This window comes from Pseudoalteromonas sp. NEC-BIFX-2020_015, assembly GCF_012952265.1.
In the GTDB taxonomy this organism is placed as follows: domain Bacteria; phylum Pseudomonadota; class Gammaproteobacteria; order Enterobacterales; family Alteromonadaceae; genus Pseudoalteromonas; species Pseudoalteromonas neustonica.
Genome location: NZ_JABCJL010000016.1, coordinates 13480 through 25873, shown reverse-complemented (window position 1 = coordinate 25873; position 12394 = coordinate 13480). Strand labels below are relative to the sequence as shown.

Sequence of the window (12394 nt, the reverse complement as noted above, 5' to 3'; positions counted from 1 at the left end):
TTGCTACATTACCGTAAATGCCGCTTTAGGTAAATTTTAAGTAAACATAAAAATGCGTTTTTAGGGACGGAATTATAAAAAAGCACAAAAAAACGGCAAGATTGCCGTTTTTATTTCTGTTACCTTAGAACAAATTATGCGAGCGCTTTTACTTCTTCCCAAATTCTCACAACCAGTGTTTTGTCATCTTCATTTAATTCGCCATTGCGATACGCTTTTACTAAGCTTTTTTCAACCGTCTCGTTGAGTTCTGACACTTCTAAGTTGAGCTCTTCAACTTGCGCATACCCTACAGCCAAATCAAAGTGACCGCGTAAATAACCACCGGCAAAAAGCTCGTCATCAGTGGCTTTGATCACTAAGTCGTCAAAATACTGCTGGGCTGCATCTATATAGCTTACTAAACTCATTACTTACTTCTCCTGATTTTGCAGTGTGTTAGCCATTAATCTTGGTGGCCTACTGCATACATAATATGGTCGTTAAATCCGCTTGTAACACGAATATAACCGCTTAATTCATCATCCAACTCAGTATCGCCAGTATCGCTAATGAGAGGACGGCCATTTAAAGCCTGTAGTTTGGTTTTTGTTGCCACCACTATAATGTTGTGTGAACCTACAGCACGAATTAGTGCAGGGCTTAATTGTTGGTTACCGCGACCAAAAATATGGCCTTGACCACCGATAAGCGTGATCACTAACTTGGTTTTTCGATTTTTTGTTAATTCAAGTAACTTCTGTGCAGTAAGATCGCGCCCAATCAGCTGCTGATCTTCGACCAAGTCGACACCTAATAGCGTGTTTTCAAGGCCCATCTCATGCATCACCGCTTCAACTGTTGAGCCACTGCCCATAATATAGAGCGTGTCTTCTTCCATTTCACTCACAACATGTGCGGCTATATCAGCCAATACAAGTTCATCGGTTTCTTTGCCACCATTTTTTACAGCTTGCACATAACGCACTTCACTCGGGACTTGCATTTCACCATAACGTTTTGCTTTTACTGTGCCTTGGCGAAACGCATCTTCGTCAATATCCATAACATCGGCATCACCAAGAGTAACAAGTTCCCCTTTAACCAGCATTTCAACTACACGCCCTGCTGCTTTTGGCGTAATAGCGTACACACCTGAATGAATTTTGCATCCTGCAGGAATACCAAGCACAGGGACATTGTCTTCAACCGCATGACAAATATTACGGGCGGTGCCATCGCCTCCAGCAAATAAAATAAGATCGACACCTAATTCTAATAATGCTTTTGCAGCCTGCTCTGTGTCCACAGAGGTAGTAATATGTTCACTGTAATAAATAACTTCAGTGGTAAAGCCAAGCTCTTTGGCTGTATGCTCGCCCATTGCACCATTGGCAGTATAAATAGTAAGCTGGTTCTGATAAGGTGTTAATACTTCAAGTGCAGCTTGAGTTCGTAAATTTGCTTTTGGTTGCGCCCCAAGCTTAATCGCTTTGGCTGCAGTGTCAGCACCATCACTGCCTTTGAGCGCCACACTACCACCTAAACCCGCAACAGGATTAACAATTAATCCTAATTTAAACGCCATTACAAAGCTCCTGTGGATGTTGCCATAAAAACTGCGCCGTACTCAATGGCCACGGCGTGTTATAAAATTTACTTAATGCGTTTAAAAGAGTACTAGTACGCGGATTAAAACCATCATCTAAAAACTGGATTAACTGCTGATGCACACGTACTTGAAAATCAAAACGACATGTTTGCTCACCATTTAAATTATCAACAGAGACATTAAAATCAAACCCCGCCGCTGCGCTTAGTGCCCACTCTATTGCTTGTGGTTTAACTTCAACAGATTCAAATTTAGCTTGTTGAGATGCATCTCGCCCGTCTGGGCAATACCAGTACCCATAGTCTTCTAAAAGCCTGCGTTTATCACCCGCGACTAACCAATGCGCAATTTCATGCAGAGCACTGGCGTAAAAGCCATGGGCAAATACGATTTGATGATATGACGTATGCTCGTTAGCAGGCGTATAAATTGGCTCATGCTCACCTTTTATTAAGCGCGTATTGTGGCTTTGGTAAAAAGTGCTATCAAAAATAGAAATTAAATCGGCGATTTGATGCATAAAAACTCGATAACTCACCTTGATATAATACTGCTAATGCAATTAAAAACGTGGCGAATTGTACTGGCTTTTCAAAGGAAAGTAAAAAGCCATATAGGTTAGCAAAACAAGTTAAACATCAACGCCAGCTTCATCACATTCGACAATATCTGTTTCTGTTAGTGCTTGTTTTATCCAGCTTTGTAATACTGGGCAATTAATCACTTGCTCAGTATAGCGAGTTGCCGCTTCGGATAAATTAATTTGATAAGTTTTTAAGCGCAGTACAATAGGCGCGTACATAGCATCAACAATACTAAATTCACCGAATAGCCAAGCATTTGGGTAATCGGCTTGTTGTTGCGTAAAAATTTCATCTATCCGTGTTATATCATTTTTAGCAGTATCAGATAGCTCAACAAAACGAGTTGCACGAATATTCATTGGCATTTCATTACGTAACGCCATAAACCCTGAATGCATTTCGGCGCTTAAACTACGCGCTTTGGCTCGCTGAGCTATATCTTTCGGCCAGGCTGAACCAGCTAGATAAGCATCGTTGATGTATTCACAAATTGCGAGAGAGTCCCATACGTGCAAACCACCATCGATTAATGCGGGAACTTTTTGCACATCAAATTGCGTACTAAGTGTTTTATAAAACTCAGGAGTGTCGAGTACCAACTGCTCCTCAGTAAAATCCATATTGAATTTACTCATTAAATACCACGCTCTAAGCGACCAGGTAGAATAGTTTTTATTACCGATAAATAATTGCATTTTAAAATCCTGCTTGTAGATGAAACTCAATATACCTACAACTGTGCAATAACTCATCAAAACTTTAATCCTAATAAGCTTATTTTAGTTTTCAATCCCCCTTGCTTTTAACTGTTTAGTTATATGATTTTTTAACAAACGCGTATTACGAGTGTTGGCCTTGAAAAATGCATCAAAAATATCCCCAAACACAGGCACTAGCCCACCTATAAAATCTATAGCCATATTGAATAGAATACGTAGCTTAATATGCCAGCTTACGCCTAATTTTTGAGCCTCAAATAATATATAGGTCGATAGAATTAAGCCTGCTACATCTCCAATAAATGGTACAAGGCCAATTAATGCGTCAACCCCGAATTTAAAATTGGTAAAGGGGATTCGGATACTGCTATCGGTTATCTGACTAAAACGCTCTAATCTTGCAAGTGTTGCTTTTTGTTTAGTTTGCTTAACTTGCTCTGTATTTACATAAGTAGAATTTTGCATAGTAATAACCTCCAAAAAAATTATACAAATGTGAAGTTGAACTAATCCTGAAAGCTGTATTTAAATTGTAAAAAGCAAAAAAGCGCGTTTAACGCGCTTTTAGTTAGTAATACTTATTGTGTTATAAATACCTAAACTGAGCCTTTAATTGGCCCATGTTCGTGGTTTACATGTGGGTTTTGACCGCGTTGGCGTAGCAAATGATCCATTAAAGTAATAGCCATCATCGCCTCAGCAATCGGGATTGCACGAATGCCTACACAGGGATCGTGGCGGCCTTTAGTGATCATCTCAACCGCTTCGTTCTCGGTGTTAATACTGTTACCGGGAATAGTAATACTCGATGTTGGCTTAAGCGCAATTGAAGCAATGATATCTTGCCCTGTAGATATACCTGCAAGTACGCCACCGGCATGGTTTGATGTAAAACCTTCAGGTGTAAGTTCATCGCGGTGCTGCGAACCTTTTTGCTCTACCACATCAAAACCATCACCTATTTCAACGCCTTTGACTGCGTTAATGCTCATTAGTGAATGCGCAAGCTCTGCGTCTAGGCGGTCAAATACTGGTTCGCCTAAGCCAACCGGTACGTTTTTAGCAACCACTTTGACTTTTGCCCCCACTGAATCACCTTGCTTTTTAAGGTCGCGCATATATTCATCAAGTGCGTCTAACTTGCTTGCATCTGGGAAGAAGAAAAGGTTATTTTCAACTTCATCCCAATCGTAATTTTCGGCTTTAATTGGCCCAAGTTGACTTAAACACGCACGTACTTCAATACCATGAAATTGTTTTAGGTATTTTTTAGCTATTGCACCGGCTGCAACGCGAATAGCGGTTTCTCGTGCCGATGAACGACCACCGCCGCGGTAATCACGTAGCCCGTATTTATGCCAATAAGTGTAATCACCATGACCTGGGCGAAATACGTCTTTGATTTTTCCGTAATCTTTTGAACGTTGATCGGTGTTTTCAATCAGTAAACCAATGCTAGTGCCCGTGGTTTTACCCTCAAATACACCTGAAAGAATTTTGATCTGATCGTCTTCACGGCGCTGCGTTGTATAACGGCTTTGTCCTGGTTTACGACGATCTAAATCGATTTGTAAATCGGCCTCTGTGATTTCAAGGCCTGCGGGCGTACCATCCACAACACCGCCTAAGGCAACGCCGTGGCTTTCGCCAAAGGTGGACACTTTAAATAACTGCCCAATGCTATTACCTGCCATTGCTTTCCTCATTCCTAATGACTACTGAGAACCGAGCCTAGGGCTCGGCTTTAATTTTAGTGTGCTCAGTCAGCAAAATACGCTACTAATTGTTTTTTACTGATCACAAATACGCCAAGACCGCCTTGTTCAAATTCAACCCATTCAAACGGCGCACCTGGGTAAAGTGCATCCATATGTACCATAGAGTTACCTACTTCGACAAATAACAAACCGTTATCAGTTAGATGCTCTGCTGCATCGCTCAATATAGTACGCGTTACATCTAAACCATCGTGACCAGATGCCAAGCCTAGCTCTGGTTCATGGTGAAATTCGCGAGGTAAATCAGCCATGTCTTCTGCATCAACGTATGGCGGATTTGCAACGATCAGGTCATATTTTTGTCCTGGAACGCCACTAAATACATCAGATTGAATCGGTAATACGCGATCACTTAATTGGTAATCTGTGATGTTGATATCTGCCACTTCAAGGGCTTCATAAGAGATATCAACCGCGTCTACTTGTGCTTGCTCAAAAGCTTGTGCCAAAGCAATAGCGATACAACCCGACCCTGTACATAAATCTAAAATGCGGTTGACTGATTCTGGCTCTTCAAGCCATGGCGTAAAGCGGTTATTAATAAGCTCTGCAAATGGAGAACGAGGGATCAATACACGCTCATCTACATAAAACTGCATATTCGCAAACCATGCAATATTTGTAAGATAAGGTACTGGTGTACAGTCGTTAATGCGTTCTGCAATCAGACCCGCTAAGCGATTTTTTTCGGTGCTAGTTAAGCGCGCATGCATCAACTCTTTTGGTGCATCTATTGGTAAGCTTAATGCTGGTAATAATAAACTGACCGCTTCATCCCAGGCGTTATCTGTACCGTGTCCAAAAAAGATACCACTGCTGGCAAACTGACTTGTGGTCCATCGTAACCAATCGTGTAACGTTGAAAGTTCTGCCACAGCTTCATCTAAGGTTGCTTCTTCTATTAGTAATTCGCTCATGTGTGTTATCTGCCTGCTACTTTCAAAATTATTAATCCAACCGAGGCCATCATCGGCCTCATGATTGCCCTACTTATTGTAACGCCTTTTAACTCGATTTTTTGCGTTTTTTTGTTTAGACTGCCGCTATGAAAAAAGATCCCCATTCAAACAGCCCTATTAGCACTGATGACATTGACTTGTTTCGTCAAAGTATCAGTGGTGCGCGCGTTTTTAAACAAGACACTCACCGCTTTACCAATAAACCTAAAGTGTCACAAGCTAAGCAATTTGCCCAGCAAAAAAAGCAACATCAGTCAGAATTTTTCTTCTCTGATGAATATGTGCCCGATATTGATACCAATGGTACAGTTAATTATGTTCAAGATGGTCAAGATCGCTTTTTAGCTAAACAGCTACGCAGAGGTGACTTTGTGCCTGATCTCACACTCGATTTGCACGGATTAAATAAAGAAGTAGCCAAAGATGAACTCGCGGGGCTGCTCCATGAGTGTAAAAAGAAACATTATTATTGTGCATGCGTTGTGCATGGCATTGGTGGGCATATCCTTAGGCACAAAGTACCACAATATTTAGTACAGCACCCTGATGTGATAGCAATGCACCAAGCACCTCTTGAGTATGGCGGTAAAGGCGCAGTACTTATATTAATAAATTTACCGCAAAGCGATGAGTTTAGACGTTAATTAACCCATATTAAGGCCACTGGTCAGTGCATATTTTTTCGATTATCTTTCCACTGATCTTTCTTGTTTTATGTGGGTTTATTTGTAGCCGCAGCACATTTTTGTCGCAAGGGCATGTTGAAGGCTTAAGTAAATTTACTTTTTATATTAGTGTTCCAGCATTTTTATTTTTAAACATGGCCAAAGCTGATTTACAAAATAGTGTGAGCTTGTATGGCTTTTTGAGCTTTTATATCCCCGTCATACTTATCTTCTTACTCGCGTTGGTAATTGATCGCTTTTATTTATCTAAACAATCTCATTATGAACGCCATAGCGTGTTTGCTTTGGGCAGTAGCTACTCAAATACCGTGTTAGTCGGGTTGCCCATTATTATTGCAGCCATGGGCGATCAAATGATGGGGATCATTTTTATGATCATTACCTTTCATAGTGCGCTGCTGTTTACCTTTACTTTTTTAATAAGCGCCAAAGGGAGTGAGCACGCTTTTTCTTGGTCAAAATTTGCTAAAAACATGCTACTCAATCCTGTGGTCTTAAGCATCAGCAGTGGCATAGCATTTAATACAGCTGGCATATCACTATTTGATAATTTAAACACTGGTTTAACGCTTTTAGCTCAGCCAGCAATCCCGTGTGCGCTTTTTGTGTTAGGGGCTAATTTAGCATTTTACAAAGTAGCTGAAAATTGGCGCGGCGCCATTATTGCTTCCATACTAAAGCTATTCATTTTACCCAGCTTAGTATTTTTAATAGGTAAAACAATATTTCAACTCCAGCCTGCACTGTTAAATGTGCTGGTATTATTAAGCGCATCACCTTTGGGTGTAAATGCGTATTTGATTGCTTGCCAAATAAAACAGCATCAAGCTACGCTGGCAAGTACCGTCGTTATTTCAACGGTATTAAGTGTATTTAGCTTTAGCTTTTGGTTATCAGTATTATTATAGCTTTTTATAAACCGCCAGCGACATCAATAAAACTACCTGTTGTAAAAGACGCTTGATCAGACGCTAAAAAATAAATTGCAGCAGCGACTTCTTCTGGTTGCCCACCTCGACCCAACGGCAGTTTATCCTTAAGACGTTCTACGCGATTGACTTCGCCGCCATCACGGTGCATATCGGTGTAAATAAGCCCAGGTCTAACTGAATTCACTCTAATTTTTTGTCCCGCAACCTCTTTAGCTAAGCCAACGGTTAATGTATCCATAGCCCCTTTTGATGCAGCATAATCAATGTATTCGTTTGGAGAGCCAGTGCGTGATGCAGCCGATGAAACATTAACAATGCTGCCGCCATTGGGCATGCGCTTAATAGCTTCACGACTACATAAAAAGGCGCTAGTTACATTAGTAGTCAATACCTCATTTATACGTTGTGCATCCATATCAAGTAACCGCATTTGTGGCTTTAAAATACCCGCGTTATTAACAAGCACTGTGAGCTTACCAAACAGCTTATCCAGTGATTGAAACATAGCAACAACGTCTGCTTCTTTTGATACATCAGCCTGCACTAATTCTGCGCGCCTTCCCACGCGGCGTACTTGCTCTGCTACTTTTTCAGCGTTTTGCTGATTGGCTTTGTAATTAATGCATACATCATAGCCATGGCGTGCAAAATAAAGTGCTGTCGCCGCGCCTATGCCTCTGCTGGCACCTGTTATAAGCACTACGGGGTTAGCTTTCATTATCAGTCCTTTTATACAACGAACACCCGTTTAAATTGCTCACACACTAACGGCATTGTTTCACTGCGTGAAAAATCAGTGCCTGCAAGTTCACGCTGGTAGTAAGCCCAATGGACTTTTTGCCAATAAGCGAGGCTTTTATCACCCTCACCTTCTAAAGCGGCGTACTGTGCAGTGATTTCATTATAAGGTATTATGGCGACATGTGTGGTTTCGATAATACCAAGGGGGTTGCCTTGCCAATCGGTGAAAATATTTAAATCACCAGCGGTAGGTAACGCTTCGTTATTATGCTCAAACCAATAAAGTGATGTTGTGGTGGCTGTTTTAATATTTTGTAGCACTAAATTAGCGCAGTCATTAGCATCAATTTCATTATCGCAAAAATACCACGCTGGCAGTGTTTGCAATGAACGGCCTGTTGCTTTATTAAAAGCACAAATTAGCCGTTCAATAGCATGCTGATTACTTAAGTGCGGCAACAACTGAAATCTCAACTAACAGGGCATCACGCGCCATTTTAGCTTCAACACATGCACGTGCAGGTGCATGCCCTTGTGGTACCCATGCATCCCAAACCGTATTCATATCGGCAAAGTATTCCATACTTTTTACATAAATTGTGGCGCTGAGCATATGCTCTTTTGAGCTACCAGCTTCATTTAAAAGTAGCTCTACTTTATCAAGCATGGTTTGCGTTTGTTCAGTGATGTTTTTTTCAGCATCAGCACACACTTGGCCACATAAATAAACAGTGCCGTTGTGTTTTACGATGCGGCTCATACGCGCACCAGTTTGAAGACGTTCAATTGTCATGGGGATCTCTGCTAAATTAATTTGGCACTAATTTAGCAAATTTGGGACTGAAAACAAGGTATGTATGCCCAAACCAGCTCAAGATGCAGAATTCAGCGTTTCACAGGGGCTTAACATCAAGGCGCTACTTTGCAATAATGGTCGCCCCTTTTAAGAAGTAACAACGTAGAGAGTAAGCGTCTGTGAAACGCCCAAAGGGTTGGTTTAAAAGCTAAACATCAACGTTACTCGGTGCATGAATGCTTAAATATTCGCTTTTTTGATGACTTTCATCATAACTAAGCACCGCAACAGCCCCCGTATTAAAAATTGGCATATTACCAATACTTAATTGATCGACTAAATAACTCACAATTGGCATATGAGCAACCACTAGCCATGAATCACACTCAGGGTGCATCGCAATGAGTGTTTCAAGATAATCGGCTGCCACTTGTGGATTTGCTTCAGGAACAATATCACCACAGGTTTCTTCAAATAAAAAGCGGTTATGCTTTTTAACCTCTAACGCAGTTTGCTGAGCACGTATATAAGGGCTCACTAATAAGCCCGTTGGTTCATGTGTTGCGTGCAACCATAAACCCATTTTTTCAGCTTGCTGTTGACCAATCAAAGTCAAATTTCTACTTGCATCGTCAGCTTGCATCGGTGTTGCTTCGCCGTGGCGCATTATTAGGATTGTTTTCATAAAAAATCAACCGATTAAAGAATATAAAACAGTAGCCAGTTTGCCCGTTTGTCCGCTATATTAAAACAACGTCCCACCTATCGCTTATGATATTCAGGAAGAAATAACCAAGCTCTATAATTGCTGTCCTGAAGATATCATCTGTTGTTAACAAGTAAACGCTAAGTTTCAGGAGCATCATTTGAATATCAGCCGCAATGATAACAGAACATACCACTCCCACACACTGGACAATGGTCTAAAAGTACTGTTAGTGCAAGATAAAGATTCAACCAAAGCCGCCGCTTCGATGGCTGTAAACGCAGGTCATTTTGATGATCCTCTTGATAGACAAGGGCTGGCGCACTTTTTAGAACATATGCTTTTTTTAGGGACAGATAAGTTTCCAGAGTCGGGAAGCTTTGGTAATTTTGTATCTCAAGCTGGTGGTAATACCAATGCATGGACAGGCACTGAGCATACTTGCTATTTTTTCGATATTAACGATCAAGAGTTCGAACACGCGCTTGAACAATTTAGCCGTTTTTTTATCTCGCCATTACTAAGCCCTGCTGAAACTGAAAAAGAGCGCAATGCAATTGATGCAGAATTCAAACTAAAAATTAAAGACGATGGCAGACGCATTTATCAAGCCCACAAAGAAACCGTTAATCCAGCTCACCCTTTTTCCAAATTTTCAGTTGGTAATCAACAAACCTTAGCTGATCGTACATTATGTATCAGCGACGAACTTAAAAGTTTTTTTGAACGCTATTATCAAGCCCAGTGGATGAGCCTTGTTGTATGTTCAAGCGCAAATATTGCGACCATGCAAAATTGGGTCACGTCTTTATTTGGTGCTATAAAAGGCCAAGCAGTTAAAAAGCCAGTTATTGAAGCGCCACTCTATCGCCCGCAAGATTTGTCTAAAGTGCTGCATATTGAACCACATAAACATATGCAAAAGCTCATAGTAAGTTTTGCCATGCCTAATATTGATGATTTTTATCGCCATAAAACAGTGAGTTTTATTGCTCACTTACTAGGGTATGAAGGGCAAGGGTCATTATATTCAACCTTAAAAGAACAAGGCTGGATAAACGCACTTTCTGCTGGTGGCGGAATTAATGGCAGTAACTTTAAAGACTTTAATATTAGCGTGGCGCTAACCGATGAAGGCATTGAATACTATGAAGATATTGTTGAAATGATATTTGAGTATATTTGCTTAATCAATCAAAATGTCGATAAGCTGCCTCGTTTATATCAAGATAAAAAAAATCTCTTGCAAATTGCATTTGATAATCAAGAAAAAGCCCGTTTAATCGACTGGGTCAGTAATTTAAGTATCAATATGCAACATTATGATGAACCCAATTACGTACAGGGTGATTATTTAATGGTGGGCTTTAATGAAAGTGCTCACAACATGGCGATGCAATGGCTAACACCGCATAATATGCGCTTGGTGTTGATCCACCCAGATGTAGAGCCAGAGCATAAAACTAAGTGGTATCACACCCCTTACCGTGTTGAGAGCATTTCAACGTGCTGGCTTGAAGCCCTATGTGAAATAAATACACCATTACCAGAAATGCTACTGCCAACTGCAAACCCATACTTAACAAAAGAAGTTACTTTACACGAACTAGATCAACCACAGCCGCACCCTCGACTATTAGTAAAAGAACCTGGATTTGACTTTTGGTTTAAGCAAGATAATACATTTCGCGTTGCGAAGGGTCATTTCTACTTAGCTATGGACTCTGACTTTGCCGTTAAAGATATAAAACACATGGCATTAACGCGTCTTTTTGCCGACTTATTTATGGACAGTGTGGCTGAGCAATTTTACCCCGCAGAGCTTGCAGGGCTTAGCTATCACTTAACGTCCCATCAAGGTGGATTAACACTGCACACCGCAGGATTATCATCAAGTCAATTAGAATTAGTCGACGAATTACTTAATGCATTATTTAATGTCACTATTTGTGCAAAGCGCTTTGCTGAATATAAAAAACAATTGGTGCGTCATTGGCGAAACAGTAATCAAAATAAACCTGTAGGGGAATTATTCAGTGTGCTTGGCGCTAAAGTTATGCCGTGGAACCCAGAACCAGAGCAGTTAGCAACTGCACTTAAAGACACCAGCTTTCATCAGTTTAATTGCTTTAGAAAGGAGTTTTTTAACGCTCTGCATGTGGAGTCATTTTTACATGGCAACTGGCGAGAAAGTGACGCGATAGAATTTCAAAAGAAAGTAGCGCAGCATTTGGCAAAGTCAGCCACGATTGCTGATTTAACACGCCCATTATTTGAGATAGATAAAATTACACGCACTCAGTTAGAGCTTAACTGTAATGATCATGCCATGGTCATTTATTACCAAGCCCAAACTGATGAGGTCGCTGAAAAAGTAAAAATGATGGCTCTAAACCACCTTATTAATCAAGATTACTTTAACGAGCTACGGACAAACCAACAATTAGGCTACTTAGTTGGCGCAGGTTACGCACCATTTAATACCCGCGCTGGTATGGCCTTTTATGTACAATCACCCGATTACTCAGCATTGACACTATTAGAGCGCCACAATGAGTTTATCGCTAAATTTTTAGCTACATTGAGCCAATTAGATGAACAGCAGTGGCAGCAGCAAAAGCACGGGCTAACAACTCATATAGCGGAAAAAGATAAGAACTTACGTCTTAGATCACAACGGCTTTGGCTTGCTATTGGAAACCAAGATCACCATTTCCATATGCAGAAAAAATTACTCAACGCCCTAAAAGAACTGACTTTAGCGCAAATGATCATCTATATTCGTTCAACATTTGATGATAATAGACCAAGATATGAACTATTAAGTGTACCCAAAATGAAAAAACAGACAAAAGAGGCTGTTTATTCTCATTCTCTTTGACACTTCATGGCGCTTCATTTA

Annotated in this window: 14 protein-coding genes; 3 read left to right on the top strand and 11 right to left on the bottom strand. The window is 40.7% G+C overall.

Going from position 1 to position 12394, the window contains the following annotated elements; all coding sequences use genetic code 11:
- Positions 1 to 134: 134 nt before the first annotated feature.
- The 7 genes from HH219_RS12985 to prmB all read right to left on the bottom strand — a co-directional run bounded on the left by HH219_RS12985 (position 135) and on the right by prmB (position 5589).
- The gene (locus HH219_RS12985; RefSeq protein WP_054206036.1) at positions 135 to 410 is read right to left on the bottom strand and encodes a YfcL family protein; all 276 of its coding nucleotides are present in this window, start codon (positions 408 to 410) and stop codon (positions 135 to 137) included.
- A 35-nt stretch (positions 411 to 445) separates the two neighbouring features.
- Positions 446 to 1567 carry an ATP-NAD kinase family protein gene (locus tag HH219_RS12980; protein WP_169327705.1) on the bottom strand — a complete coding sequence of 374 codons (1122 nt, stop codon included), beginning with the start codon at positions 1565 to 1567 and terminating at the stop codon, positions 446 to 448.
- Positions 1557 to 2111 (bottom strand): elongation factor P hydroxylase, encoded by a 555-nt coding sequence (locus HH219_RS12975; RefSeq protein WP_169327704.1) that lies wholly within the window; start codon positions 2109 to 2111, stop codon positions 1557 to 1559. The genes HH219_RS12980 and HH219_RS12975 overlap by 11 nt, the downstream gene beginning before the upstream one ends.
- Positions 2112 to 2222: 111 nt before the next feature.
- Complete coding sequence (locus HH219_RS12970; protein ID WP_169327703.1) at positions 2223 to 2870, bottom strand: glutathione S-transferase family protein; 648 nt, start codon at positions 2868 to 2870, stop codon at positions 2223 to 2225.
- Positions 2871 to 2954: 84 nt separating this feature from the next.
- Positions 2955 to 3359, bottom strand: a complete 405-nt coding sequence (locus HH219_RS12965) for a DUF4112 domain-containing protein (protein WP_169327702.1) — start codon at positions 3357 to 3359, stop codon at positions 2955 to 2957.
- Positions 3360 to 3490: 131 nt separating this feature from the next.
- Positions 3491 to 4588, bottom strand: a complete 1098-nt coding sequence (gene aroC, locus HH219_RS12960; RefSeq protein WP_054206041.1) for a chorismate synthase — start codon at positions 4586 to 4588, stop codon at positions 3491 to 3493.
- A 65-nt stretch (positions 4589 to 4653) separates the two neighbouring features.
- The gene (gene prmB, locus HH219_RS12955; RefSeq protein WP_054206042.1) at positions 4654 to 5589 is read right to left on the bottom strand and encodes a 50S ribosomal protein L3 N(5)-glutamine methyltransferase; all 936 of its coding nucleotides are present in this window, start codon (positions 5587 to 5589) and stop codon (positions 4654 to 4656) included.
- Positions 5590 to 5717: 128 nt separating this feature from the next.
- Between prmB and smrB the strand changes: the two genes are divergently transcribed.
- Entirely contained in the window at positions 5718 to 6275 is a 558-nt protein-coding gene (gene smrB, locus HH219_RS12950; RefSeq protein ID WP_054206043.1) for an endonuclease SmrB, read from the top strand.
- Positions 6276 to 6301: 26 nt separating this feature from the next.
- The gene (locus tag HH219_RS12945) at positions 6302 to 7225 is read left to right on the top strand and encodes an AEC family transporter (RefSeq protein WP_169327701.1); all 924 of its coding nucleotides are present in this window, start codon (positions 6302 to 6304) and stop codon (positions 7223 to 7225) included.
- A 4-nt stretch (positions 7226 to 7229) separates the two neighbouring features.
- On the opposite strand, the gene HH219_RS12940 is transcribed toward HH219_RS12945, so the two are convergent.
- The 4 genes from HH219_RS12940 to sixA all read right to left on the bottom strand — a co-directional run bounded on the left by HH219_RS12940 (position 7230) and on the right by sixA (position 9471).
- Positions 7230 to 7967 carry an SDR family oxidoreductase gene (locus HH219_RS12940; RefSeq protein ID WP_169327700.1) on the bottom strand — a complete coding sequence of 246 codons (738 nt, stop codon included), beginning with the start codon at positions 7965 to 7967 and terminating at the stop codon, positions 7230 to 7232.
- Positions 7968 to 7978: 11 nt separating this feature from the next.
- Positions 7979 to 8452, bottom strand: a complete 474-nt coding sequence (locus tag HH219_RS12935) for an ASCH domain-containing protein (RefSeq protein WP_054206046.1) — start codon at positions 8450 to 8452, stop codon at positions 7979 to 7981.
- On the bottom strand, positions 8433 to 8783 hold the full coding sequence (locus HH219_RS12930; RefSeq protein WP_054455223.1) for a RidA family protein: 351 nt from the start codon (positions 8781 to 8783) through the stop codon (positions 8433 to 8435). The genes HH219_RS12935 and HH219_RS12930 overlap by 20 nt, the downstream gene beginning before the upstream one ends.
- A gap of 211 nt (positions 8784 to 8994) precedes the next feature.
- Complete coding sequence (gene sixA, locus HH219_RS12925) at positions 8995 to 9471, bottom strand: phosphohistidine phosphatase SixA (RefSeq protein WP_211842132.1); 477 nt, start codon at positions 9469 to 9471, stop codon at positions 8995 to 8997.
- A 181-nt stretch (positions 9472 to 9652) separates the two neighbouring features.
- Between sixA and HH219_RS12920 the strand changes: the two genes are divergently transcribed.
- Positions 9653 to 12373 (top strand): insulinase family protein, encoded by a 2721-nt coding sequence (locus HH219_RS12920; RefSeq protein WP_169327699.1) that lies wholly within the window; start codon positions 9653 to 9655, stop codon positions 12371 to 12373.
- Positions 12374 to 12394 lie beyond the last annotated feature (21 nt).

Bases quoted from the DNA above. Each gene is read 5' to 3' on its own strand.
- HH219_RS12985 (WP_054206036.1), bottom strand. From the start codon at position 410: ATGAGTTTAGTAAGCTATATAGATGCAGCCCAGCAGTATTTTGACGAC.
- HH219_RS12980 (WP_169327705.1), bottom strand. From the start codon at position 1,567: ATGGCGTTTAAATTAGGATTAATTGTTAATCCTGTTGCGGGTTTAGGT.
- HH219_RS12975 (WP_169327704.1), bottom strand. From the start codon at position 2,111: ATGCATCAAATCGCCGATTTAATTTCTATTTTTGATAGCACTTTTTAC.
- HH219_RS12970 (WP_169327703.1), bottom strand. From the start codon at position 2,870: ATGCAATTATTTATCGGTAATAAAAACTATTCTACCTGGTCGCTTAGA.
- HH219_RS12965 (WP_169327702.1), bottom strand. From the start codon at position 3,359: ATGCAAAATTCTACTTATGTAAATACAGAGCAAGTTAAGCAAACTAAA.
- aroC (WP_054206041.1), bottom strand. From the start codon at position 4,588: ATGGCAGGTAATAGCATTGGGCAGTTATTTAAAGTGTCCACCTTTGGC.
- prmB (WP_054206042.1), bottom strand. From the start codon at position 5,589: ATGAGCGAATTACTAATAGAAGAAGCAACCTTAGATGAAGCTGTGGCA.
- smrB (WP_054206043.1), top strand. From the start codon at position 5,718: ATGAAAAAAGATCCCCATTCAAACAGCCCTATTAGCACTGATGACATT.
- HH219_RS12940 (WP_169327700.1), bottom strand. From the start codon at position 7,967: ATGAAAGCTAACCCCGTAGTGCTTATAACAGGTGCCAGCAGAGGCATA.
- HH219_RS12930 (WP_054455223.1), bottom strand. From the start codon at position 8,783: ATGACAATTGAACGTCTTCAAACTGGTGCGCGTATGAGCCGCATCGTA.
- sixA (WP_211842132.1), bottom strand. From the start codon at position 9,471: ATGAAAACAATCCTAATAATGCGCCACGGCGAAGCAACACCGATGCAA.